Annotated in this window: 16 protein-coding genes; 3 read left to right on the top strand and 13 right to left on the bottom strand. The window is 38.1% G+C overall.

The window, feature by feature from the left end; translation table 11 throughout:
* Positions 1-32 precede the first annotated feature (32 nt).
* Complete coding sequence (locus CCAND38_RS02030; protein ID WP_042343449.1) at positions 33-749, top strand: 16S rRNA (uracil(1498)-N(3))-methyltransferase; 717 nt, start codon at positions 33-35, stop codon at positions 747-749.
* 28 nt (positions 750-777) lie between these two features.
* Positions 778-1,860 (top strand): AI-2E family transporter, encoded by a 1,083-nt coding sequence (locus CCAND38_RS02035; protein ID WP_042007866.1) that lies wholly within the window; start codon positions 778-780, stop codon positions 1,858-1,860.
* Between the two features lie 16 nt (positions 1,861-1,876).
* On the opposite strand, the gene CCAND38_RS02040 is transcribed toward CCAND38_RS02035, so the two are convergent.
* The 9 genes from CCAND38_RS02040 to CCAND38_RS02080 all read right to left on the bottom strand — a co-directional run bounded on the left by CCAND38_RS02040 (position 1,877) and on the right by CCAND38_RS02080 (position 11,918).
* On the bottom strand, positions 1,877-3,667 hold the full coding sequence (locus CCAND38_RS02040) for a chloride channel protein (RefSeq protein WP_042343451.1): 1,791 nt from the start codon (positions 3,665-3,667) through the stop codon (positions 1,877-1,879).
* 125 nt (positions 3,668-3,792) lie between these two features.
* A complete protein-coding gene (locus tag CCAND38_RS02045; protein WP_042343453.1) occupies positions 3,793-4,806 on the bottom strand; it encodes a LacI family DNA-binding transcriptional regulator in 1,014 nt (337 codons plus the stop codon).
* 136 nt (positions 4,807-4,942) lie between these two features.
* Positions 4,943-6,256 carry an NADH:ubiquinone reductase (Na(+)-transporting) subunit F gene (gene nqrF, locus CCAND38_RS02050; RefSeq protein WP_041985188.1) on the bottom strand — a complete coding sequence of 438 codons (1,314 nt, stop codon included), beginning with the start codon at positions 6,254-6,256 and terminating at the stop codon, positions 4,943-4,945.
* Positions 6,256-6,966, bottom strand: coding sequence for an NADH:ubiquinone reductase (Na(+)-transporting) subunit E (gene nqrE / locus CCAND38_RS02055; RefSeq protein WP_081461653.1), 711 nt, complete (start codon positions 6,964-6,966; stop codon positions 6,256-6,258). Before nqrE ends, nqrF begins: the two co-directional genes overlap by 1 nt.
* Before the next feature lie 25 nt (positions 6,967-6,991).
* A complete protein-coding gene (locus CCAND38_RS02060; RefSeq protein ID WP_013996999.1) occupies positions 6,992-7,633 on the bottom strand; it encodes an NADH:ubiquinone reductase (Na(+)-transporting) subunit D in 642 nt (213 codons plus the stop codon).
* A 4-nt stretch (positions 7,634-7,637) separates the two neighbouring features.
* On the bottom strand, positions 7,638-8,372 hold the full coding sequence (locus CCAND38_RS02065; RefSeq protein ID WP_042007862.1) for a Na(+)-translocating NADH-quinone reductase subunit C: 735 nt from the start codon (positions 8,370-8,372) through the stop codon (positions 7,638-7,640).
* Between the two features lie 2 nt (positions 8,373-8,374).
* On the bottom strand, positions 8,375-9,601 hold the full coding sequence (locus CCAND38_RS02070; RefSeq protein WP_042343455.1) for an NADH:ubiquinone reductase (Na(+)-transporting) subunit B: 1,227 nt from the start codon (positions 9,599-9,601) through the stop codon (positions 8,375-8,377).
* Between the two features lie 60 nt (positions 9,602-9,661).
* Positions 9,662-10,540, bottom strand: coding sequence for a hypothetical protein (locus CCAND38_RS02075; protein ID WP_041913559.1), 879 nt, complete (start codon positions 10,538-10,540; stop codon positions 9,662-9,664).
* 28 nt (positions 10,541-10,568) lie between these two features.
* Entirely contained in the window at positions 10,569-11,918 is a 1,350-nt protein-coding gene (locus CCAND38_RS02080; protein ID WP_042343458.1) for a Na(+)-translocating NADH-quinone reductase subunit A, read from the bottom strand.
* A gap of 250 nt (positions 11,919-12,168) precedes the next feature.
* Here CCAND38_RS02080 and CCAND38_RS02085 point away from each other — a divergent pair, with 250 nt between their 5' ends.
* Complete coding sequence (locus tag CCAND38_RS02085) at positions 12,169-14,463, top strand: TonB-dependent receptor (RefSeq protein ID WP_052458082.1); 2,295 nt, start codon at positions 12,169-12,171, stop codon at positions 14,461-14,463.
* Between the two features lie 58 nt (positions 14,464-14,521).
* Here CCAND38_RS02085 and CCAND38_RS02090 read toward each other — a convergent pair whose 3' ends face one another.
* The 4 genes from CCAND38_RS02090 to CCAND38_RS02105 all read right to left on the bottom strand — a co-directional run bounded on the left by CCAND38_RS02090 (position 14,522) and on the right by CCAND38_RS02105 (position 26,289).
* Complete coding sequence (locus CCAND38_RS02090) at positions 14,522-16,669, bottom strand: S46 family peptidase (RefSeq protein ID WP_042343461.1); 2,148 nt, start codon at positions 16,667-16,669, stop codon at positions 14,522-14,524.
* A gap of 108 nt (positions 16,670-16,777) precedes the next feature.
* Positions 16,778-19,894, bottom strand: coding sequence for a cytochrome c biogenesis protein (locus CCAND38_RS02095; RefSeq protein WP_042343464.1), 3,117 nt, complete (start codon positions 19,892-19,894; stop codon positions 16,778-16,780).
* A gap of 10 nt (positions 19,895-19,904) precedes the next feature.
* The gene (locus CCAND38_RS02100) at positions 19,905-20,222 is read right to left on the bottom strand and encodes a heavy metal-binding domain-containing protein (RefSeq protein ID WP_042343467.1); all 318 of its coding nucleotides are present in this window, start codon (positions 20,220-20,222) and stop codon (positions 19,905-19,907) included.
* Between the two features lie 211 nt (positions 20,223-20,433).
* A complete protein-coding gene (locus CCAND38_RS02105) occupies positions 20,434-26,289 on the bottom strand; it encodes a T9SS type B sorting domain-containing protein (RefSeq protein ID WP_042343469.1) in 5,856 nt (1,951 codons plus the stop codon).
* Positions 26,290-26,305 lie beyond the last annotated feature (16 nt).

Below are 26,305 nucleotides of genomic sequence, written 5' to 3' on the forward strand. Positions count from 1 at the left end.
AATCGTACAGCAAAACCTACAAAATACTAAAAATGCAACTTTTTTATAATGCCAACATTGACGAAAATGACCATAACTTCTATTTTGACAAAGAAGAAAGTCAGCATATTGTCAAAGTATTACGTAAAAAAGAAGGCGATCAACTGTACATTACCAATGGAAAAGGATATCTATTTGAAGGAAAAATAACCCTTGCGACTACCAAACGTTGTGAGGGTAACATTTTGAATGTCAAATATAAAGAAAAACATTTCTACAATCTTCATTTAGTGGTTGCCCCCACAAAAATGAATGAACGCTACGAATGGTTTTTAGAAAAGGCCGTAGAAATTGGCGTAGATGAAATTACACCCGTCATCTGTCAGCATTCCGAACGAACTGTTGTAAAAACAGAACGCCTTGAAAAGATCATTCTCTCGGCAATGAAACAATCATTGCAATTTCACCTACCGAAGCTCAATGAACCAATCAGTGCATTGGATTTTTTTCATAGATACAAAGATGAGAAAAGTTCTAAATATATTGCCCATTGTCAAGAAGAGAAAAAAGTATTATTCTCGAAAATACTCCACCCTTTTCCGCAAAAATTAATCGTGCTGATAGGCCCTGAAGGCGATTTTTCTAACGAAGAAATTAAAACAGCATTCAGCACTGGTTTTCAGGCTATTTCATTGGGTGAAAACCGATTACGAACTGAAACAGCAGCTATTGTAGCGTGTAATGTCGTTGCTACAATGGCAACACTTTAAAATAGAAAATCACTAAATAAAAAATAATATGAACTCAAAAATGATTGCTAACGGAATATTAAGAGCTGTGGGAATAATGGTTTTAGTAGTTTTATCTCTTTATGCTCTTTCCCTTTTGAAATCGATTCTGATTTACATAGTCTTAGCATTGATAATCACACTTTTAGGAAAACCATTCGTTTTCTTTTTTCACAGACGACTAAAAATCAGAAGCAAAAGCGTTTGTGTAATCCTAACGATGACCATATTCATCATCTTAAGTTTGGGGGTTTTCAGTTTGTTCATTCCTTTGCTAATTTCACAAGGTAAAAATCTTTCGGGACTTAACATTGACCTACTCCGTACAAATTTGGATAATCTTTTACTGCATTTTTTTAAATTGACAGGAGTGAGCAAGGACGAAGAAGAAACTCTACTCAGCGTATCAGATGCTTTAAATTTCATTGACATTCCAAACCTTATAAACTCGTTTATCTCATTCATAGGAAGTTTTGGCGCAGGACTATTTTCTGTACTTTTCATTACGTTTTTCTTCATGAAAGACAACACTTCACTAATGAAGTCAACGCTGTCGTTATTACCGAATTCGCAAGTAAAAAGAACACGCACATCAATTGTAAAAATCAACAGCTTACTTTCACGCTACTTTGCAGGGCTGATTCTACAACTGACTATTTTGTTTGTTATTTACACCATCGTATTACTTATTTTTGGAGTACAAAACCCTTTCATCATCGCGTTTTTATGTGCTTTATTAAATTTGATACCCTACATCGGGCCTATTATAGCCTTTGTACTAATGGCTTTACTGACGATGAGTAGCAATATCGACAATGATTTTATGTCGGTTACCTTGCCAACTACGATTTATGTTCTGATAGGTTTCCTCATTGGACAGTTCATCGATAATGTGTTCTCACAACCGCTTATTTTTTCTAACTCTGTAAAATCAAGTCCATTAGAAATTTTCTTAATAATTTTGATATGCGGTACACTTTTCGGGGTTATAGGCATGGTAATTGCCATTCCTGCCTACACTGTATTGAAAGTCATCCTGAAAGAATTCTTACCTAACAACAAAATAGTCAAAATTCTTACAAAAAATTTTTAAAGAAAGCTGCCACGTTTTAATTGGAGAAATAAATCAATTTTCGGCGATATATCGTCAATAGTTTTGATTTGGATACAAAACCAATATAGGCACCTTCTTTCACCACGGGTAAATTCCACGCTCCTGTGTCTTGGAATTTCTGCATGATGTCAGGCATTTTATCTACTCCTAAACAGATGATTGCCGGAGGTTGATGCATGAGATCACCCACTTTTATTTGATCATATAACGCTTGGTTAAACATCATCTGACGTATATCGTCTAAAAGGATAATACCTTCAAAACTCTGATTTTGAGCATTTACCACAGGAAATATATTCCGATTAGATTTTGTAATAGCCTTTTCAATCAATTCTCCCAAGTTCATCTGTGCGGTTACGGGAATAAAGTTTTTCTCAATCACTGCATCAATATCCATCAGAGTGAGTACCTTATGATCCTTATCATGGGTGATTAGGTTTCCTTCTTGTGCCAAACGTTTTGTATAAAGTGAATGCTTTAAATAGTATTTCGACAAGGCAAAGGATACGGAAGCTACAATCATCAATGGTACAAAAAGCGTATGTCCTCCTGTAAGTTCTGCAATGAGAAAAATGGCTGTAAGCGGTGCGTGTAACACCCCTGCCACCAAACCTGCCATCGCTACGAGCGTAAAACTGGCTAACGGAACGGAATGCCCCAAAAACGGTAATTGATTAATGGTTCGTGCTACTAAATTACCCAATATTCCTCCTGTGAAAAGAGCTGGAGCGAACACTCCTCCCACCCCTCCTGCTCCAACGGTAGTTGCCATAGCAACCACTTTGAAGAGAACAAGCCCTAACATTAAAGCAATAATAGACCAAGGATTATCTACCTCCCAATTAAATGCATTTTGCAACACCTCTTTCGGGTTGCCACTAATGAGTTTATTCATAACCTCAAACCCTTCTCCGTAAAGGGGCGGAATGAAAAAAACTACCAATCCTATCATCAACCCACCAAAAAACAAACGTTTGATTAGACTATCAATTTCTTCAAAATAAGCGGTTATTCGTTGAAAAATTGTACAGAAATAAATAGACACTGCTCCAGTCAAAATCCCCAAAACAATGTAATAAGGTACATCTGCCAGAGTAAATTCTCCATCTAAATTAATAGGCATCAGAATTTCATTTCCAAGAAAAAAATAAGATGTAAGCACCGCTAACAATGAAGATGCCATCAGAGGCAAGAGTGACATCAAAGTCAATTCCAAACTAAATACTTCAATAGCAAATACGATAGCTGCCACTGGAGCCTTGAACATTGCAGCCATGGTAGCTGAACAGGCACAGGCTATAAGCAAAGTTCTATCAGATTGGTTTACGTGAAACAATCTGCTCAAATAGGAACTAAATCCAGCTCCTGAAATGACCATAGGGCCTTCCAATCCCACCGAACCTCCGAAACCCACTGTAAAAGGGGCTGTAACGAGACTTCCATACGTATGATAGGTAGGAATAATGCCTTTGAGTTTAGACATGGCGTAAAGGGTATAAGGAATGCCAGGCTCTAAACGTTTTCTAATGACGTACCTCAGTATAAAATACACGATTAAAAAACCTATGGTGGGAAAAACGAAATAAAAAGCTCGGTGATAAGAAGCTACCAATCCATTTTGCAACACAAATTGAATTAAAAGAGTTACTTTTTTTATGAATACAGCAAAAACCCCCGAAACAACACCAATAACAGCACACAAAATGAGAATAAATTGACGATTGGTAAGATTTTTTGCCTTCCAAAATAAAAATCTAACAAATAAACTTCTCTTTTTTAATCCCATTGGTCAGTTAATTAAGTGTCGGTTGCTTAAATCAAAAAACATAAAATACTCATCATCAACAACATAAAACTCATTTTTTCGATAAGGTAAAGTATTTTTCTGATTGTATAATTATTATATATTCATTACCTGGTTGACTCTCTTATTTGTAGTGATGTTTTTATAATTTCTGTTCTGAAATTACGGTCTTGATTAGTATTTTCGATACTTTCAACGAGTAATTCCATTGCTTTTTTACCAATTTCAGCCCCATGTTGATCAATAGCAGTAAGTTTCGGATACGAATATTTCGCCAAAGAACCATCGGCAAAAGTAATAATTCCTAATTCTTGCGGAATTTTAATATTTCGATCGTGAGCTTCACGTACTGCCCTAACTGCCAAAAACTCATTATTACACAACAATGCATCAAATTTACATTTGTCAAAAAATTCAGAAATGATTGTATCGGAATGTACATCTTCAACCGCTAAGATTAAACTTTCATCTATCGGAATTTGAGCATCCGAGAGCGCGTTTTTATATCCTTGTGTACGTAAATTTGCTACGCTGATGTAATTAGGAACAGTCAGTAGCGCTATACGATGGTATCCCGCCTGAATTAAATGATTCACAGCCCTATATGAGGCCATTGCATCATCTACAATTACCTTGTCGCAATAAATATCTTGAGCCACTCGATCAATAAGCACCAAGGAAAGTTCTTGATTTAAAATTTCACGCAAATGATGATAATCCTTTTTAGCTTCACTGCCTTTGGAAAGAGCCACTATAAATCCATCAATACCCGTTTGCATTAATGTTTCGATATTTTTAACCTCTTGCTCAAACAATTCATTTGAAAAACATGTTACAATATTGTAACCTTTCTCTTCAGCTACACTAGCTATACCACTCACAACAGTTGAAAAAAAATCATGTGCAATCTCAGGAATGATTACACCTACCGTTTTGGATTTTTTATTTTTTAAACTCAGTGCTATCGAATTAGGTCGGTAGTTATGTAACTTTGCAAAAGCCTTGATTCTTTCAGTAATCTCTTTACTAATCTCTCCACTGTCGTTAAGAGCCTTAGAAACTGTTGAAATACTAACATTCAATTCTCTGGCGATATCCTTTATACTTATTTTCTTTTTCATTATTCTTCCTATCCAATTTTCCGAGTAAAAATAGACATATTTTCTCAAAAACCAAAACTTTTATAAAATTTAAAATCCTCGCCATCCAATGACAGCGAGGATTTATTATTTTGAAAAAAATCAAATCGTGAAAGACCTATCCACCGAAGTCGTCGAAGCGGATGTTTTCATCAGGCAGACCGAAGTCTTGTCCCATTTTTTGTACCGCTTTGTTCATCATTGGAGGTCCACAGAAGTACAGTTCAATATCTTCTGGTGCTTCGTGTTTGCTCAAATATTGGTCAATAACCGCATTGTGAACAAATCCCGTAAATCCGTCTCCTTCCGTATCGTTAATGTCTTTCTTAACTTTCCAATTATCCTCTGGAAGTGGCTCAGACAACACGATGAAGAACTTAAAGTTCGGGAACTCACGCTCTAATTCCCAGAAATGCTCCAAGTAGAACAACTCTCGTTTAGAACGTCCTCCGTACCAATACGTTACTTTACGTCCTGTTTTCAACGTTTTGAATAAGTGATATAGGTGCGAACGCATCGGTGCCATACCTGCTCCACCTCCTACGTACAACATTTCGGCATTCGATTCGTTGATAAAGAATTCCCCGTAAGGACCCGAAATAACCACTTTATCACCTTTCTTACGAGAGAAAATGTACGAAGAAGCCACCCCTGGATTTACGTTCATCCAACCGTTTTTGGCTCTGTCCCAAGGCGGAGTCGCAATACGAACGTTCAACATAATTTCGCGTCCTTCAGCAGGATACGAAGCCATTGAGTAAGCACGTTCTACGGTTTCGCCATTTTTCATCACCAAAGGCCAAAGGTTGAATTTGTCCCATTCCATTTTGAATTTTTCAGGTTCTCCTGGGTGTTCTGCAGGGTGGGCAGTGATGTCAATATCAGAATATTTAATCTCACAAGGTGGAATTTCAATCTGAATGTATCCCCCCGGTTTGTAGTCCATATCCTCAGGAATTTCAACTACAAATTCTTTGATGAACGAAGCTACGTTGTAGTTACGAACCACGACCGCTTCCCATTTCTTGATACCAAAGATCTCCTCAGGAATTGAAATTTCCATATCCTGTTTTACCTTCACCTGACAAGCCAAACGAGCTCCTTCTTTTAGTTCTTTTTTGGTAAAGTGAGGCGTTTCTGTCGGAAGAGCCTCTCCTCCTCCTGAAAGCACGTGGCATTCACATTGGATACAAGAGCCTCCGCCCCCACAAGCTGAAGGCAAAAATATTTTCTGATTTCCTAATGTAGAAAGCAACGACCCTCCCGAAGGCACTTCAATTACTTTCTCGCCATTAATCTTGATTTTTACGGGTCCTGATGGAGCTAACTTCTGTTTTACGACCAACAAAAGTGCCACCAAAAGCAATGTTATCACCAGTAAAGCGATAACCGTTACTGCTACTGTTACAAATATACTACTTGATAATACCATTACTTAATTTCTTTTGTGTTATTGGCTAATTTTTCAGTTTTATCAACTTTTTGCTCGATAACTGCCTTTTTATCCTCGTCAGATTTTTTCTCTCCCCCTGTAAGCATTCCTCCGAAACTCATAAAGCCGATAGCCATAAGCCCCGTAATGATAAAGGTAATTCCCAATCCGCGAAGTGCAGGTGGCACGTTCGAATAACGGATTTTCTCACGAATGGCAGCAATGGCAACAATTGCCAAAAACCAACCAATCCCTGATGCCAATCCGTAAGTAGCCGCCAAACCAATGGTAGGTATTTCACGCGATTGCATAAAGAGTGAACCTCCCAAAATCGCACAGTTTACAGCAATAAGTGGTAAGAAAATCCCCAATGAATTGTACAAAGCAGGAGCAAATTTTTCAACAATGATTTCTACTAACTGAACCATTGTAGCTACCGTTGCGATGAACAAAATGTAGGTCAAGAAACTTAAATCATAACTTGCGTACTCCTCGCCCAACCAAGCCAAAGCTCCTTCTTTGAGGAGATATTCGTTTAGTAGCCAGTTCATCGGAACAGTTACAGCCAATACGAAAATAACCGCTGCTCCCAAACCAACCGCCGTAGATACTTTCTTAGATACCGCAAGGTACGAACACATACCCAAAAAGGTAGCAAATACCATATTATCTACGAATATCGACTTAAAAATCAGTTCTATATATTCCATTTTCTAATTTTTATTTAGTTACTAATTATTCCTCAATTAAGGATTTGTTACGTGTACGCTGAATCCAAATCACAATTCCGTAAGTGATAAGTGCCATCGGAGCTAATAACATAAATCCGTTATTTTCGTATCCTAATGCATACAAACCTGTCTTTTTGATAGGGTCGCCCAATACTTGGAATCCAAGTAGCGTTCCCGAACCTAAAAGCTCACGGAAGAAAGCTACGATAACAAGAGCCAACGCATATCCACCTGCATTTCCGATACCATCTAAGAACGATTTCCAAGGGGTATTTCCCAAAGCGAAAGCCTCAAAGCGTCCCATAATGATACAGTTTGTAATGATAAGCCCCACGAATACAGACAGTTGTTTACTCAACTCATACGAAAAGGCTTTTAGCACTTGATCAACAATGATTACCAACGCCGCAACCACCAACAATTGCACGATAATACGAATTTTACCAGGAATAACATTTCTAATCAAAGAAATTACTACGTTCCCCACACTAAGTACAAATATTACGGACAATCCCATAACGATAGCTGCTTTAAGCTGTGCCGTAATCGCCAATGCGGAACAAATCCCCAGTACTTGTACGGTAATTGGGTTGTTATCCCATAGCGGGTCTGTAACCAATTTTACGTCTTTTTTTGATAGTCCCATAATATTAGTTTTTTAAGTTTTTAATATAATCAACATAAGCACCAACGCCTGTTTTTACCATCTCATTTACTCCGTTTACGGTGAGGGTTGCACCAGCAATAGCATCTACTTTTCCGTCTTCTTTGCGTTTGTTTTCAGGGTCTCCGTTTGATTTTGAACCCTCTACACTTTGGAAGTTACCCGAAGCGTCCAACAAATGCTCTCCAATGAAATCGTCCATAAAGAAACGTTCTTTGATGTTTGACCCCAAACCAGCAGTTTCGCCTTTGTGGTCAAAGAAAACTCCCTGAACGATAAGATCTTTATCTACAGCCACATATCCCCAAATAGCGTCCCAAAGACCTTTTCCAAAAACAGGAATGATGTAGAATGTTTTGCTATCTTTCTCTCCAACGAAAAGAGGTAATCCCTTCTCAGCTGTCCATTTTGGGTCTTCAATCAAATCGGCTTCAACAGCTTGATTTCCTTTGATGAAATATTGCCCTTTGATGTATTTTTTGAACTCGGCAGTAACCTCGTTTGTCGGAACAAAAGTTACATCTCCTTCACCCAAATTCGTATTCTGATTACGGTTTACGCCCATTGCGTAAAGTACGTTTTGTTGCTTTTCGAACTTTCTGTTCTCGCTGATTTTATCGCTCAACGCCGAAGAAACTCCCGCAAGCAACGCTCCTACGATAATTACCATTATGATGGCAAAAATCACTGTATATGAATTACTTTCAGTTCTATTTGACATATCTATGCAGTTTTAGCTTTTAGACGTTTTTTTCTTCTTGCCACATTTGCCTGAACCACGTAATGGTCGATCGTTGGAGCAAACACGTTCATCAATAAAATTGCCAACATAACTCCTTCAGGATAAGCAGGATTGAAGCAACGAATCATTATCGAGATGAAACCTGCCAAAAATCCGTAGATGTATTTTCCTGTATTGGTTTGTGATGCTGTAACAGGGTCAGTTGCCATAAACACCGTACCGAAAGCAAAACCTCCAACAAGTAAATGTTGCCAAGCCGGTAAGCTCCACAAAGTGAAGAATTTAGTTTCCTCCATTGCAGGTGCAAAAGCATTGAAGATATACCCCATTGCCAAACCTCCAAGAACCATACTCAACATAATTCTCCAACTTCCTATTTTAGTGAAGATTAAGAACAATCCTGCCAAAATAATCAATAAAGTTGATGTCTCACCGATAGAGCCCGGTGTGAATCCGAAGAACATATCCGATACAGAAAATTTATCTGCAATGTTATGTTGTTGAGCCAAATGTCCAAGAATAGTTTCTCCTGAAATAGCGTCTAAATTCGCTCCTTTGGCGATTTCACCTGCTCTTTCAGTAGCTCCGTGTACCCAAATTTTGTCCCCACTCATCGAAGTTGGATAAGCGAAGAATAAGAAGGCACGGATAGTCAAAGCCGGATTCAAGATGTTCATTCCTGTTCCTCCGAAAACTTCTTTTCCGATAATTACCCCAAAGGCAACGGCAACGGCAAGCATCCAAAGTGGTAAATCCACAGGAACAATAAGCGGAACAAGCATTCCTGTTACCAAATATCCTTCCTCTACTTCATGTCCGCGAAGTGTTGCGAATATAAATTCAATTCCCAAACCAACGGCATAGGAAACCACCACAAGCGGAAGCACTTTCATTGCCCCCAATGAGAAGTTTTTCCAAGTCCAAAAATCAGGACTGAAAAATGACAATCCTGCTGCGTGAGCAAACTCTCCCGTAGCAGCATAATGCTGATAACCTGCGTTAAAAATACCGAAAATTAAACACGGAATTAGCGCCATAATTACAGTATTCATCGTACGTTTCAGGTCATCGGCCGCCTTAATGTGCGTACCCCCGTGGGTCGTTTCATTAGGCATATAAAGGAATGTGTGCAAAGCGTTGAAAGTTGTTTCAAGCTTCGTTCCTTTATATTTTTCTTTTAACGTATGTAATTTACTTTTTAAGCTCATTTTTAAAAAGAATGATTGTTATATTTTATTATTTTCTGCAAGAGGTAAATCAAAAAAAATTTACGCTCTAACTCTTAATTTCAGTGCATCGTACGCTGTTTTGTCGATACGCATATACTGAATAAGGTTTTTGGTTTCAAATTTGATTTTGCCTTTATCGTCTTGTTGTGCCTTATTATTAATTACCGACACGTAATAAACACCTTCCAAGGCATATAAAACAAAAAAACTATGACTTTGCTTTTTATCAGACAAGGTTAATTCGGAGATTCGCTCATAATCACCTGATTCTAAATCACTTTTAAACGATTCTTGATCTTCAATGTAAGATAACAACGGAAGTTTTTCTTCCTTAAACCATTTGTCAGCAACTTCGCTAAAAGGTCGTTTCGCTTGGTTTTTAGTTCCCAAGAAAGCTGCGTAGAAAATCACTATAATCTCGGCTACCCATACTATCGAAAGAAAAATACCATTAACTGTCGAACCTTTCACTCCCCAAGTTCCTACGGAATTGATTTCGGCTATCAATGAAAACAAATCAGAAGGATTCAGTAACAAATGAAATAATTCTCCAAAATTGACGTTGCTGATTGCCACCCCAATACGATTATTCCCAATAGTATCGGTCGTATTCAATGCCAAATCTGCCCAAACTATCCATTGAGCATAATAAGCTACCAAAGCACCCAATAGAGTAAAGATAACCCCTAAGGCATAGTTACGAACCTTCCCTAATTTGATAACTAAATTTGCAATCACCCCAGCAATAGCAAATCCGAACATAATGGTAATCAACACATTAATATAAACCAACGGAATATACCAAGTTGCGTAAGCGTAGATACCTCCCAACAACGGAAGTACGAACAACGATACCAATAAAAAATAAACAAACGCAACGGGAGAATACTTCCCAGAAGGCTGATAATACTTTGTCATAATGTTTTTCAAATTAAAAATCAAACACCTATCCCAACTCCTGCATCATTAAATCCAAACCTTCACGGATAATCTTCTGATGGGGTTGTTTTGAAACACAAACAAATTCAGTAAGTGCAAAATCTTCAGGAGCAACTTCATACGCACCCAAGTTTTCCAACTCATCTAAATCTTTGTACAAACACGCTTTCAAAAGTTGCATCGGATAGATATCCAACGGAAATACCTCTTCGTACATTCCCGTCATTACAAATGCACGATGTTCACCATTGGTATTGGTGTTCAAATTGTACTTTTTCTTAGGATTTAGCCAAGAAAAAGTCATTGCACGAGTTGTTGAAATTTTATTGAAAACAGGTTTGTTCCAACCAAAGAACTCATAATCATCACCTTCTGGAATTGCTGTAACTTGGTCGTCGTAGTATCCTAAAAATCCGTCTTCTGACACCTTTTTACCTGTCAATACGTCACCACTGATTACACGCGTCCCACTTGATTTAACATTTCCATTCACTACGCTACTTACCTGAGCTCCTGCCACTACGGAAACGTACTGTGGTTTTTCAACACAAGACCCCGTTAGAGCTAAAGTACGTGTAATGTTGAAATGCCCCGATAAGAAAAGTTCGCCAATAACTACCAAATCTTGCGGAGTCACTACCCAAACCACTTCCCCTTTGTTAATTGGGTCAATTTCAGCAATTTGCGTACTGACATTTCCAGCTGGATGTGGCCCTGATACGTTGTGAAGCACAATGTCTTTGAAGTTACGGAAAGGAGACAAAGAACTGTCTTTAAACACCGAAACATGTACTTTTCCAGTGGTCAGTTTCGCCAATGCAGAAAGAGCTACTTGCAACTGAACCTCTTTTCCTTTCAAGGCGTAGTCATAGTCGGGAGCAAGCGGATTAGTTTTACAAGCTGAAACAAAGATAGCCTTTGGTTTGTCATCAGGATTGGCAATGACGTCGTAAGGACGCTGTTTGATAAACGGCCAACACCCCGAAGCTAACAAATGCTCTTTGATTTGTTCTGCTGACAACTCTTGTACGTTCTTTTTTCCAAAATCTTTGAACTCTTGTCCGTTGGCCTCGATACGAATTTCCAAAATCCGACGTCTTTCCCCACGAACAATTTCTGTCACCTTACCACTGACTGGCGAAGGGAACAAAATACGCTCATCACTTTTCGAATGAAAAAGAGCCTCGCCTGCTTTCACTTCACTACCCTCTCTTACAATAAGTTTAGGGATGATTCTATGAAAATCATCGGGTTTTATACCATACGTTTTAGCCAGCGGAAGTTGCTTTATTGCCTTATCAGCCTCCCCTTCTAAGCGAATGTCTAACCCTTTTCGAATGCGGATGTCGTTTGACATATCTGTAAAATTGTTAGTTAGTTTTATTAAAATTCGGCACAAATATACTACAATATATTTATTTATGTAGCAAAACGGAAAGAAATTTTAATTTATCATACGTTTTATTCTTTTTCTATTTGTGTGATAATGAGAAATAATCAATACTAAAAAAATAAATTTATAAATAATCTAAATAAATATTGTGTATTAATTTTAGATGACTTACATTTGCCCAGTTTTTTAATTAAACCAAATAAACTAATATTATATGAGAAAAAACAATTCTATCAGCTTAGCAAAAAATATTTTGATAGGCTCAATGAGTAGCTTTCTTTTATTAAATGCCGAAAACAAACTCTACGCATATTCAGAAAAGCTCAATTCAAAATCAATTCAAACAGCTCAATTTCAAATTGAAGGACAGGTAACAAACGACAAAGGAGAGGCTATGGCTGGGGTTAGCATCTTCATCAAAGGAAACCCACACAAAGGGACGCTCAGTGATAGCAACGGACATTTTTCACTAACAATTTCTCCCAATGAAATTTTGGTTTTTAAACACTTAGGATACCAAACAAAAGAGGTTTCGGTTGGAAACAATTCTTCTTTGAATATTGTGTTACTTCTTGAAACAGAGCAACTAAGCGAAGTAACCGTTACATCTACTGGGACAAAACGAAACATAAAAGATTTTACGGGTACAGTGAATGTTGTTTCTGCCAGTCAAATAAAGGAACTTGCCATTCCATCGGTAGGAGATGCTGTGCGTTTTATCCCAGGAGCTAATTATCAAGATGAAGATGGAAGGGGATTGCGTCCAAGCATTGGGCTTCGGGGATTAGACCCTTCTCGAAGTACAAGCACATTGGTTCTTGTTGATGGAAAGATTCCTATTGGACAAAGCTATACCGATATGGCTACTTATTATATGATGCCTGTGGGTGCGATAGAAAGTGTAGAAGTTATCAAAGGAGCATCTCCTGTTCTTTATGGTAGTGGTAGCATTGGTGGAGTTCTAAATATAATCACCAAAAAAGGTGGGCAAACTCCCAAAAGTTCTGTAAACTTACAATATGGCAATGGTAATGCTATCAATATTGGAGCAGAGACCTCAGGAAGCGTTTCGGATATGACCTACTACGCTGGATATCACAGAAAACAAGGAGATGGACTTCGAACATCAAGAAGCAAATTTGCGGTGAATGATTTAACCTTAAATTTGGAAGGTAATTTTGGAGAAAAACATCAATGGAAAATATTCTTAAATGCTTTCACAGAAGACTCTGACACCCCTGGTGGACTCAACCAAAAACAATGGGAAGAAAATCCTAAACAATCGGTGAATCCATACGATTTTTTTGAAGCAAGACGATTTAGTGGTACTTTTTCCTACAAACGAATTTTTGATGAGAACAATTCCTTAACATCAGCTGTTTATGGTAGTTATTTAGAAAGGGATTGGTGGCTTGATAATAGACATTCAGACCCTGCAAAAAGAAAATTCACAGCTGCTTTGCGAAACATTCCAAGTATCGGCATTTTCTCTGATTATGAACGCCTTAATGATTTATGGGGACATAAAAATAAACTTTTAGCAGGAATTCGCCTTCACGGTGATATTACGAATATGATTTCTGTTGCAGGAGATGAATTTGGAGTAAAATCTGGAAAAGAAACGTCTTCAAGTGTTAATGCTATCTCAGTAATGGAAGGATATATTTTTGATGAATTTTTCTTGAATGACCAATTCTCTATTAGTCCTGCCTTACGCTATACACACGCTGATTATGGCGTTAAAAACTATACTGCTGGAAGTTGGAGATCTGCTACTGAAAAAGCCTTAACTTATTCTTTTGGAGCTTTTTATAAGTTTTCTGAACAATATAGAATATATGCGACATATTCAAAAGGATATCAAATGCCTCGTTTTCGAGATGCAATGGAAGCATCAGAAGATTTGAATGCAGAATCATCAAATAACTATGAAATAGGATTTAGAACACAACCTGCAGAATGGATTGATTTGGACTTAAGTGCTTATATTCTTGATTTTGACAACAAAATTGTTCGGGAAAGTGGGCTTTTGAAAAATGGTGTCAAATCATTACATCAAGGAATTGAAGGGTCGGGAAATATTTATCTTTCAAAAAATATAAAACTATATGGTAATGCTTCCATACAAAAAGCCACTTTTTCTACTGGAACATATAAAGGAAATAGATTGCCTTATGCTCCAAAATATATGGCAAGTGCAGGGATTCGCCACCAAATAGAAATTGGAACGGGGGTTCTTAGCACAAATGTATATGGAAATTTTGTAAGTACTCAATTTTCAGATGTAGCAAATACTGAAGCTGGGTCTGCAAATGGAAATATCGGTGCTATTCCAAGATATTATTTACTAAACGCTACAATTAACTATCGTATAGGGAATTGGAATTTTAATGCTAATGGATTAAACTTACTAAATCGAACATATTTTACCTCTCGACATAGTTCTTGGGGAGGTATTATGCCCGCCTCTACTATAAATGTTGCCGTAGGAGCAAGTTACTCTTTTTAAATTTACGTTACTACAAAAGAGGCTGTCCGAAAAGGTCAGCCTCTACTTTTTTATCATATTACTCCACGATGGTCATCTCATCGACAATATGTTTTGCCCCTGCATACTTGTCAATCACCCACAATACGTAACGAATGTCCACATTGATAGTTCGTTGTAATTTCGGGTCAAAAATCACATCTCCCGCCATAGCTTCGATATTTCCGTCGAAGGCGAGACCGATAAGCTCCCCTTTCCCGTTCATAACAGGTGAACCTGAGTTACCTCCGGTAATATCATTATCAGTCAAGAAATTAACATGCATTGTTCCATCTTTATCCAAATAGCGCCCAAAATCATTTTTATCATACATTTCCACCAATCGTTTTGGCATATCAAATTCTGAATCGTTTGGTTTATATTTTGCTACCATTGACTTGAATGTTGTGTAGTTATTCAATGAAGCATCTGCGTTGCGAGGATCGGCAGGTAGCGATTTAACAGTTCCGTAAGTAAGTCGCAACGTTGAGTTTGCATCTGGATATTGAATACGACTGATACCTGATTTACGCAAACCATCTACATATTTTCTGTATGCCTTACTGTAAGCATCTTCCAACGCGTTTAATTCTTCTGAACTTTCTCGCAACTTGGCTATTAATGATTTAGACAACAAAATCAACGGATCATTTTTAAGTCTTTCTGCATTTGGATTGTCCATAAACTCTTGTACACGTTCTTTACTTGCTACCACGCTCACTGAAAAAGCTTCTTCAACAAAGCGGTCGAAATCACCTCGATATTCTCTATTAATTTTTTCAACTTCATCTGCTAAATTTTTGCCTTTCATCGCGTACAACTTCAAGGTTTTTGCTAAAATAGCTTTTTCCGCAGGAATATGCATATTATCGTAAACAGCTGAAAGCCTTTCATCTATAGATGCAGCCATTGTAATTCTCGCCATGTGTGGAGCTTCAACTAATTTCCCTAATTGGTTGTTCAACTCGAATGGAAGAACACTAAAATTAGTGGCACGGAACAGCGTTTGTAGATAATTTCTATCAGCTGAACGCTCATTGGTACGCTCAAAATAGGTTGCAATGGTTTGTAGCACATCTCCGTAAGTGGCTCTATTAGCTTTTTTTCTTGCCCATTTTGCAAATTTTGCTTCGTAAGAACGTTTCACATCAGCAGTCTTGTGGAGAGTTAAAGCCTCAATCATTCCCTGTCTGTTTTTCCAGTAGTTCGCAATTTGAGCATATTTTGAAGCATACATCAAACGAACTGCAGGATCAGCATCCATAAACGGTTTCATACCGTCCATAGCCGCTTTTGAAGATTCAACCCATGCAGGGTAGGCATATTTCACATTTTGATCTACCCAATGCGATGGCACCCAACGGTTAGTACGTCCTGGATAACCTAAAATCATTGCAAAATCATTTTCTTTAACCCCTTTGATACTGACTGCCAAATGTCTTTTGGATTTCATTGGAATGTTATCAGCTGCGTATTCGGCTGCATTTCCATTTTTATCGGTATAGACACGGAATAAAGAAAAATCTCCTGTTTGACGAGGCCACTCCCAGTTATCGGTATCACCCCCAAATTTACCAATACTTTCCTCTGGCGTACCTACCAAACGTACATCCTTAAAATCTTGGTAAACAAAATAATAGTACTCATTTCCTTGAAAAAACGGACGCACTGAAACCACATATTTTCCATTTTCACTATTTTCTTTAATAATCTTTGCAGTTTCGCGATTCAAAGCTGCTTCTCGATCTTTTTCCGACATTTGATCATTCACCACTGCCAACATACGTTCAGTTACGTTATCCATACGCACAAAAAAACGTACGTAGAGCGAGGAAGGTTTTATGTCGTCTTGGTCACTCTTTGACCAAAAACCATCACGCAAATAGTTGTTTTCGGGAGTAGAAACTTCAGCAATTTGACGGTAACCACAGTGGTGATTTGTCAACACCAACCCTCTGGGAGAAATAATACTCGCTGTACACCCTCCGTTAAACTGCACAATAGCATCTTTCAAACTATTGTTATTGATGTCATAAATCTCTTTTGCCGTGAGCTGTAAACCTTTTTTCTGCATATCACGTTGGTTCAAACGTTCAATAAACATCAAAAACCACATCCCTTCATCGGCACGAATCACACTCGGAACGAATGTAAAAGCCGCAACAATTGCTACAATTATTTTCTTCATTTTACTGATAAATTTATATTAAAGGCTTAAAGGTAAATATTATCTGCAAATTAAATCATACTTTAAGATTATTTAACTTTTATCGGAGAGAATTCTTTACAAAATAAACTAATTACTATACAACTTATTGCGTTCCTCCTGAGGCATTTTTTTGTAGGAATACCACGCAAAAACACTTATGACCACTAACAACGCTACTACAAAATAAACCCATTTAGGAATAGGAATAGGATCCCCTGTAGCATAAGAATGAAGCCCTACTAAATAGTAATTCACCCCAAAGGAGGTCATTACGATAGTGGAAAATGCCCACATAGTCACAAGATAATAAACTAACGCATTTCTAAATTTTGGAATGAGTCGCAAATGTACCACCACACTGTACACAATAATCGAAATCAATGCCCAAGTTTCCTTAGGATCCCAAGCCCAATAACGTCCCCAACTTTCGTTTGCCCAGATTCCTCCCAAAAACGTCCCCGCAGTAAGCAAAAATAAACCAATAGTAACTGCCATTTCTTGTACAACAATCATTTCCTGCATACCTCGCCACCACGTTATCTTGGGTTGTAATGGCTTGAATATTAACAAAATCATGGACAATAAAGCAATAACAAAGGACAAGCCTAAGGGTGCATAGCTTCCAACAATCACAGTCACATGAATTTTCAGCCAATAGGAATAGAGTACTGGTTTCAATGTGGTAATTTCAGGATTAAGCCAGTCCAAAAAGCTCACTAAAAGCAACGTCCCCGAAAAAAGCAAACCTAAAGGTAAGGTAAACGAGGATTTTCGAACAAAGAGCAATCCAAAAAGCAAAATCCCCCATGAAACAAATAACAACATCTCAAATCCATCGCTCCACGGTGGATGTTTAGCAATATACCAACGTAACCCTAAATCAAAAGTAAATACCACCCAAATAATACAAGCCAAAATAGACCCTACTGTCAGTGTCTTTTGCAACCATTTAGCCGACAGAAATAAACTTAAAATATTAAAAATAAGAAGAACTCCTCCTAATAAAATACATATTCCAAAGAGATAATTCCCTATACGAGTACGAGTGTAAAAAATCTCAGCTTCTACTTCGTTCTTGGTGGGATATACATTTTTTCCTGCTTCTTTTTGATATGTTGCCAAATAAGAAAGAGCCTGATCGGCTTCGGAAAAATCGTTGGTTTGCATTCCTTTTTCTAATCCTGCAATGTAGAAATTATGTATGTTTTTCACAAAATCAGCATCTTGCTCTTCAAATTCTGAAAACTGGTCAGCTGTTAACCATTTATTGTTTTGAGATTTCGTATTAGGATATAGTCGTAAAAAATTACCCGTAAATACATTGTAGAGAATATTAAAACGTTCGTCTACTTTGAGTAATTCCTTCTGACTTTCAGAACGCTGGGCAGGTTTCAACCGATTGGTTTCTTCTACCACATCCTTGAGCAGATACGCACCACTGGCATCTAAGAAATCCGTAAACTGGAGCATTCTTTTTTGATTGATATTCAGAATATTAAATACAATCGCTCCTTTATCAGTATTTATCTTTATAAGTGGCTTTTCAGCAAAAGTTTCTGGACTTTTCTGTAAGGCTATCAAAAATTGTTCTGGCGATATTTCAATTTTTTTACCCTCATGTGTATTGAGGTTCACACTAGTTTTTCCTGTTAACTTTCTGGTAATTTCATAGGCTAAGGTAGTTAACGGCTTCATTCGTCCATCAAAATCTTGAACAATCAAACGTCCATACTCTTGAGCTTTTTCTTGCGGGATAATATGTTCCTCTAAATAACCTCCGGACTGAGCAAACGAAGGTAACATAAAAAACATGAACAATACAGAATGCAACTTACCTACATCTACTGCCTTTATTTTTTTCAATTTACGATTTAGAAAACTAAAACGACTTCCATAAGCGAATAGTAACCAAAACATTGCAAAGAATAACACCCCATAGCCTAAATAAGTGATTATAGTTCCTTCACGGTCTTTATTGAGTGACAATAACGTACCTTTTTCATCCTTGTCATAGGACGATTGATAAAATCTATACGACTGATAATCAAGAACATTATTCATAAAAATATTATACGAAAATGACTTATCTCCGTCAATGACCTCAACATAACTCGTGTAGCTTTCGGCACTTTCACTTCCTGGATAACGTTTCAAATGAAACTTATTAAGTTTCAAAGCAAAAGGAAGATCTATTTGCTTGGAAGCGTATGTATAAGCGTATCTTTCACCCTGATAATCAAACCATTGCCATTCGGGAATATTTTTAGTAGCTGAAAAATAGCTCTCCGTGATTAATTTTCCTTCATTTCTGACTTCTAACTTAACGACACTTACCTCTTTTTCCGCTTTATCATTCTTACCTAAAGGTTCATAAACCAACTTTTTATTATCATGGATAGCTTCAATCATGAAAGAACCTCCCGACCAACGATAGACCGTATGTGGCATAACATTAGTCCATTGTTGTGGTGAGAAACTGGACATCTGCTGGGATTCCAAATGAATTGTATGCAGTGGAATAGCACTCCACAATTGCCAATTATTTTCGTTCTTTTGTATTTTAAACACATGCTCTTGATCAGATTGAAAAGCTAAAGAATAATTGTCAACCTTCTGGCTCTGTCCAGATTTCATTAAATGATAGCTACTTTCTTCATCTGTTTCCAACATGACAATTTCGAGAAATGACTCCTCCCCATCAACAAATTTTTGGACAGCTTTCGGTAAATACTCCGTAAGAACACATTCGAAGTGGTTATCATTGTCATCAATTTGCATGGTTTCTTCCGAAAAAAAATATGGAATAGGTTGTGATTTTTTGTAGAAATAGGTATTTTCGGTTTGAAACTGAATATACTTTTCATTGGTAGTATAGGAAGTTACAGTTTGATTTTCACGGATATGCACCATCCCTTCTTTACTAAAATAACGGGTTACACCTGCTCCTATAATAATAAGAATAAACGCCAAATGTAGTAATCCTACAGGAAGTTTACTTTTTGAAAACAGCCTATACCTTTTGATATGAAAAAGAAAATTAATGGATAACCAAATCATTATAAGTTCAAACCACCATGCCTCATAAACGAAAGCTCGAGCTACAAGAGTACCGAAATCATTTTCAACAAAAGTAGCTACTGCCATCGACAACGCTAATAGCAGTAGCAATATAACAGACATCTTTATGGAAACCAAGCGTTTCATAAGCTAAAGTTTAAATAACCACAGCAGTACCACTGGCAGTAACCATCAACATTCCTCCGTTACTTCCTAAGGTTTCATAATCCAAGTCTATACCTACAACGGCATTTGCTCCCATAGCCATGGCACGTTGCTGTAATTCAACAAGTGCAGTATTCTTAGCCTCTACGAGTACTTTTTCATAGGTTCTTGAGCGTCCTCCAAAGAAATCAGTCAACCCAGCCATAAAATCCTTTATAGCATTCGCCCCAATGATGGTTTCCCCTGTAACAATACCTTTGTATTCCTTAATAGGCTTACCTTCTAAAGTTGGTGTAGTTGTTAAAATCATTTATGTATATTTTTATGTACAGGCAAATTTAATGATTTTCTTTTTACTTTTCAAATTTTTAAAAAGAGAAAAGCTCCCAGGTTACCAATTCAAGGCCTTTTATCGTACTTACGGTTATCTGCTTTTGTCAACAACATTAGAAGATTGCTTGTAATCTGAAATAATAAAGGCTGACCTAAAAAGATCAGCCTTTACTATTCTCTAAATTTTACTACCTATAAATGGTGAAGTTTCCTTTAAACTTACGTGGATCTATATCGCTATTAAGCTCTAATAGATACCAGTAATCTCCACTTGGAAGAGGTTTCCCGTTATAGATTCCATCCCATGACTCACCTACTTTAAGGGTTTTTATTTTGCGACCATATCTGTCGAAAATATGCGTTCGAGCATACGGATATTCATCAATATATTTCGGAGTCCATGTATCATTGTTTCCATCTCCATCGGGAGTGAAATAATTTGGAATTGTAATGTCATGGAACAACTCTTTGATAGTAGCTGTAACGGTACAACCTACTGCATCATAGATAATCACATCAATCACTTTGTAACGTTTTCCATCTTCGCCAATCTCTTCAGGATCAGTTATTTTTAATTTATACACTCCGTTACCTCCTTGATTTTGTCCGTTGAAGACATAGGTGTACGGATATTGACCATCTTTTCCTGCTACTTGGATAGTGTTGATTTCATCATTTGCTACTCTTTTGACTTCGTCCAACTGCATTAAATTCTCTATCTTCACTGGGTCGCCCAAGGTGTAAGAACACAGTACAACCTGTCCTGTTACTGCGATCTCATCTCTATGGAAAATAGTCAACACTTGCAAAGGTTGTGTTTGGTCAATTCCATTAGCATTGATTATTGCAACATTTCGTTTTGTGTCAAACCTTGCAAATACACGTTCTGATTTACTTCCTAACTTGTAGCTCAACTTCATTGGATCAACGGTATGCTTGAATTTCACCTCAATCCAAGTTGTGTACTTATTGTCTTGACAGTCGTGTACCTGAGTTGCAGTTGCTTCTAAATTCGGAGTTTCTTGCACTTCAAACTCATAAACTGGTGACATCGTACAGCCTTGTGCATCGGTAACATGTACCTCATATTTACCTTTTGATAAACCTCGAGCTACATTTCCAAGAAATGCCGTATCGGTGCTTATTACTGCCCCTGTAACTGCTTTTACAATACTTACTTCATAAGGAGCTGTTCCTCCATGTACCTCATAATTGATCCAAGCAGTAGCTTCACCATGGCACACCACTAGCTCAGCACTTACCACTTTGAGCGATAGCTCTTCAGGTTCAGTTACATTCAATTCGCCTATTTTCTGATCACAGTTCCAAGCATCCATGACCCATACTTCATACTCACCTGGAGCTAAGTTTTCAAATCGTGGAGATTCTTGAGTAATCACGGTGGCTGTTCCCTGACGTAATTCAAAGAAATAAGTAGGTGAACCTGAACCTCCTGCTACATTTGCGATTTCAATGATTCCGTTGGCTGCATCTTTACATGTTACATTCTGAATCACAGTTGCTGTTGCCGTAATAGGTGTTGGATGTACCAAAGTAATGGTTACCGAGTTATCCTGACAACCGCTTCCATTTCTATCTATAACCTGAACAGTGTAGACTTGTGACGAGCCATTTGAAGTTAATCCTGTGAATAAGAATTCTCCTTCATTTGTGATAATATTTCCTCCTATTTGTGGCGACGAAACGTATCCACTCGAACCATGTAAAATCACCTGATATGGAGCTTCACCTCCAGTAACTTTGATCAAAATCTCTCCTTTATTATCCAAGCAAGTTACTCCATATGTTTGAGTAGCTGTAGCCGCTAACGGACGTTCACTTTGTAAGATTTCAAAAGCTACAGGTTCTGTTGAACATTGATTGCTCAATGCTTTTGCAATCATTTGATAATTTCCTGCTAACAAGTTTGTCACTGTAGTAACAGTTCCTCCTGTGACAGTTCCTGTTACCGTTGAACCTGCTGAACCTGTCACTGGACTGATGACAAATTCAAATCCTGCTGCGGCATGATTTCCATCACCTAAACGCATATCTGAGAAATTCAAAGTTACTGCTCCCGTCGCTTCTCCATAACATTTCACATTGACAATATTTGAAGCAGTAAATAAGAATGAATTCGGTTCATGAACGTCATAAGCTGTTGTAACAAAACAATTGGTTGCTGGATTTGTGACCCTGATAGTGTAATTACCTATTGGCAAACTAAACACCTGTGTCGTAGTTGCTACACTTCGTGTAAACTCCGTAGTTTCTGTTCCATTGGCATTTCGTTTGATTACCTCATAAAGAAGTGTTTCTCCGTTATATACACTTGTTGTTACAGTTACGCTTACTACCTCTTGATTGGTTGTACAATCTATTTCAACAGAACGGGTAGCCGTTACACTCGACAATACCAAAGTTGGTGTTACGGTTACTGCTGGTGTGATTACCTCACAACCATTAGCATCGAATACTTTAACAGTGTAGGTTTGCGTAGCTGCAACATGGTCAGTAAGCGTATAGGTGTACGATGTTGTTCCTTGACTGATAACCTTTATGTTGACAGGTGTAATAGAACTTTGTTCATAGAACTCTACTCGTGTGTAGCTCTGTGTTCCTCCACTCACTTTTGACAAATCAAAAGTCAAGGTCGGTAACGATGTTGTATTTCCTACACATTGGTAACTTTCCATTGTCAAAGCATTTGATGCTAAGACAAGTGGTGCTGGAGTTGTAACTACAACCGTTTTTGTTACCACACATCCATTAGTTGCTACTGCACTAACGATGTATGTCTCTCCTGTTAAAGAACCTGATAAGCCGTCAAACACAGCGTAATCAACACCTGAACTTGTAGCTGGTAACACCGTACTTGTAGTTGAATTTTCAATAGTAAATGTATAAGGAGCTAATACACTCGGACTTACTTTCACTCGTGCGGAACCTGTTCCTGTGCTACAAGTTGGGTTAGTTAAGCTCAACACCTCCATCTCTGGAATTTCAGGAAGGTCAATCGAAAAGTTTCTTACCTCTGGACATACCGATGTCTGGCTACGGGTTGCCTCGTCATACAGACGAATAGCATATGAACCGACAAGAACTGCTGGTGAAATAGTCACCGTTACGGTACCTGCCGTTGTTGTTTTCACTCCTGTTATCGGCACAAAAATCTCCGAAGTGGTGTGATTGATAGGATCCAAAACAGTTTCCACCTTATTGATCGTATAAGCATATTTGCCTGAACCTCCTGTCAGATTTTTGATAACAATATCAGCCGACACAGCTCCACAGTGAATCAACGGTGTTACCACTTCATATTTCACCTGCGAATACAATTTAATATCCCCTGAGGTTGGACAATCATTAGCATCTTTCAACTCAATGGTATATGTTTGTGTAGAGGGCTGTAAACGTACTGGCAATGATACAGATGTAGCATAAGGAGACACACTCATAGGCATCCAATCTGCAGTAGGCGTTCCTCCAAGTTTCACTCGGTAGTAGTGTTGTCCTGTTCCTACTTTTGTTAGATTTAAACGCACTGAATATGCTGTTTTATCGCTTGTACAAGGATTATCCAGAACCACAGACGAAATCTCTGGAGCTTTATCTTCATCTACCGTAACTGTTTGCGTTTTTATACATCCATTATTATCACGTACAAACACATGCCACGTTCCTCTATCTAAACCTGAAACTGTATGTCCATCAGTTGAGTTATTTATAAGCGTTGTCAATGCTGGCGACCCAACTACTGGTGGAATTCCTAAGGCAGATTCATTATGATAATAATACTTGTAAGGAGCTACTCCATGACGCACATCAACCGAGATACTACCTTGCCCTCCTGCCTGACAGTTATCATTGATGACGGACAAATCTTGAATTACTAACTCCATTGGAGCCTGTGGCACTACGACAGGTTCAGATGCTTTTCTACAATAAGTTCCTCCTCCACCTGTATTTTCTGTGAATACAATATATAACTTACCTGCAGGTAATCCTGTGATAGTTCCTATCTGAGTGGTTGCTGGTGTTACAGGTCCAGTGATTGTTACTGATCCTACTGCACCAAGCACAAGCTCGTGAGTTGCATAATAATAAACTTGATACTCCAAACTCTTAATCGCAGAATTCATACCTTTGACCTCAAAATCAATTTTTCCATCGTTTGAACCTCTACATGTAGTAGTTGTTGGAGCCAATGTAATATTCAATTTAGATTGTGGGTTCGGCACTTCAGCTACCTCTTCAATTACATAACAGCCTGTTGATGAATCATAAACAATAAATCGGTATTTAGTTCCTGGTATCAAATCTGGAATGGTAGCTGTTGTTCCTGAAACAGTTGTTCCCGACACAGTTGTTACATCAGTCACTGTTCCTGCATACCACGTGTTCCTTCCGTCTATCCAAGTTGGCGATGATGGAGGCGTTCCTGAAGGAATTGTCATACCTTGTTTATAGATAGCTACCCAATGAGAACCTGCAGCAATGGAACTTCCTGCCGCACTACTGTAAGCAGACACCTCTAATGATGCCGTATCACACCCTGGTATAGTGGTTGCTTTTGCAACAATTCTATCTGATGTACCAAAAATCTCAAAGGTTTTTGTTGTTACACATCCATTAGCATCAGTAATCGTACCAATATATTCATGCGGAATCAAATTTGGTGCAACAAGTATGTCGCCTGTGTTCACATTTGATCGATTGAGCAATGCCGCTCCATGTGGTACATCTTTGTAATGCAATTGGATAGAGAACGGAGCTGTACCGCCACTTACAAATTCAAACTTAGCTTCTCCATAACTCATACCTCCTGGGGTACAACTAACATCTACTGTTGTTACTGCAACATTTAACTGAGGAGATTGTCCTATAGTAATATTCTGTGAGTCTGAAATACAGCCATTTGCGTCACGCACCGTCAATTGATAGGTAGCTGCTTTCAAGTTTACAATATTTCCTACTGCTTGTGTTGTAGTACTAACTCCATCAAACAGTAACAATTGGTATGGAGCTGTTCCTCCTTGAATATCGTTCAACGACACATTAATTCGACCTGTTTCCGATCCGTGACAAACCGCATCAACTTTGGTCAAGGTTGTTTTGAACTGAGGACGCGATATTTTCACTTCCTGTCTTGATACTATTCTTTCACAAGAACCTACTACCACTTTAAAGTAGTAAATTCCTTCAACATTGGTTGTAAATGTAGCTCTATTTCCTGAAGCAGTCATGGTTATACCCGCAGCATTCGTACTTACATAGCTAACACCATCGTTGCTCCACAAGAATTGTTTCGGCTGTGCAGGGTTTCCTCCCGAAGCATTCAACTCAAAAACGGCATTAGAACCCGTAGCACAGGTCAAAGCTCTTGTTGGCTGAACGTTCAGAGTCAACGGTTCAGGAATATCAACAGTGATGGTTGTTGAACAATTTGCTCCATCAATTACCTTAAACACATACACTCCTGGATTCAAATCCTCGAATGTGTACTCTGCAGTGGCTGATGGAGGTGTGAAGTTCACGCCATCTTTACTATATCGATAGCTTCCATTTCCGTCAAGTACTTGAATGGTAACCTCTGCCTTTTCACCCGGCAACAAACAACCATTATTGCTATTTGCTTGTAAGGTCAACGTTTTTGGCGCATCCACCTTCAAAGTTGAGGTAGTCACACAACCATTGGCATCGGTCAAACGTAACTCATATGTTCCTGGTGCTAATGCCCTTGCTCCGTCAAAAACAGCCTCATTATTTACCATATTTGCTACAGTTGAAATTCCTCCCGAAGGTACTGCAGTAACGGACTGATATGGTCTTGCTCCTCCAGTAGCCGTAACTTTAACATCTGCGTTCATCGGATTACAACTTGCCACTCGAAGCAATTGTGTAGTTATTGAAACGGTTTCTAATGCATTGATGGTATAAGTTAATTCCACCAAACAACTTGGTTCATTCTGTTTTCTGACATACACAGTACCGCTGGTTACTGCTGCTAAATTAGGAATCACAGCCGTATCAACATTGGACACGCTGGTTGCCGTCGGC

Origin of the sequence: Capnocytophaga canis, from assembly GCF_000827555.1 — a bacterium.
GTDB classification, from domain to species: domain Bacteria; phylum Bacteroidota; class Bacteroidia; order Flavobacteriales; family Flavobacteriaceae; genus Capnocytophaga; species Capnocytophaga canis.

Bases quoted from the DNA above. Each gene is read 5' to 3' on its own strand.
- CCAND38_RS02040 (WP_042343451.1), bottom strand. From the start codon at position 3,667: ATGGGATTAAAAAAGAGAAGTTTATTTGTTAGATTTTTATTTTGGAAG.
- CCAND38_RS02095 (WP_042343464.1), bottom strand. From the start codon at position 19,894: ATGAAACGCTTGGTTTCCATAAAGATGTCTGTTATATTGCTACTGCTA.
- CCAND38_RS02075 (WP_041913559.1), bottom strand. From the start codon at position 10,540: ATGACAAAGTATTATCAGCCTTCTGGGAAGTATTCTCCCGTTGCGTTT.
- CCAND38_RS02080 (WP_042343458.1), bottom strand. From the start codon at position 11,918: ATGTCAAACGACATCCGCATTCGAAAAGGGTTAGACATTCGCTTAGAA.
- nqrE (WP_081461653.1), bottom strand. From the start codon at position 6,966: ATGGAATATATAGAACTGATTTTTAAGTCGATATTCGTAGATAATATG.
- CCAND38_RS02090 (WP_042343461.1), bottom strand. From the start codon at position 16,669: ATGAAGAAAATAATTGTAGCAATTGTTGCGGCTTTTACATTCGTTCCG.
- CCAND38_RS02035 (WP_042007866.1), top strand. From the start codon at position 778: ATGAACTCAAAAATGATTGCTAACGGAATATTAAGAGCTGTGGGAATA.
- CCAND38_RS02070 (WP_042343455.1), bottom strand. From the start codon at position 9,601: ATGAGCTTAAAAAGTAAATTACATACGTTAAAAGAAAAATATAAAGGA.
- CCAND38_RS02030 (WP_042343449.1), top strand. From the start codon at position 33: ATGCAACTTTTTTATAATGCCAACATTGACGAAAATGACCATAACTTC.
- CCAND38_RS02100 (WP_042343467.1), bottom strand. From the start codon at position 20,222: ATGATTTTAACAACTACACCAACTTTAGAAGGTAAGCCTATTAAGGAA.
- CCAND38_RS02085 (WP_052458082.1), top strand. From the start codon at position 12,169: ATGAGAAAAAACAATTCTATCAGCTTAGCAAAAAATATTTTGATAGGC.
- nqrF (WP_041985188.1), bottom strand. From the start codon at position 6,256: ATGGTATTATCAAGTAGTATATTTGTAACAGTAGCAGTAACGGTTATC.
- CCAND38_RS02045 (WP_042343453.1), bottom strand. From the start codon at position 4,806: ATGAAAAAGAAAATAAGTATAAAGGATATCGCCAGAGAATTGAATGTT.
- CCAND38_RS02065 (WP_042007862.1), bottom strand. From the start codon at position 8,372: ATGTCAAATAGAACTGAAAGTAATTCATATACAGTGATTTTTGCCATC.
- CCAND38_RS02060 (WP_013996999.1), bottom strand. From the start codon at position 7,633: ATGGGACTATCAAAAAAAGACGTAAAATTGGTTACAGACCCGCTATGG.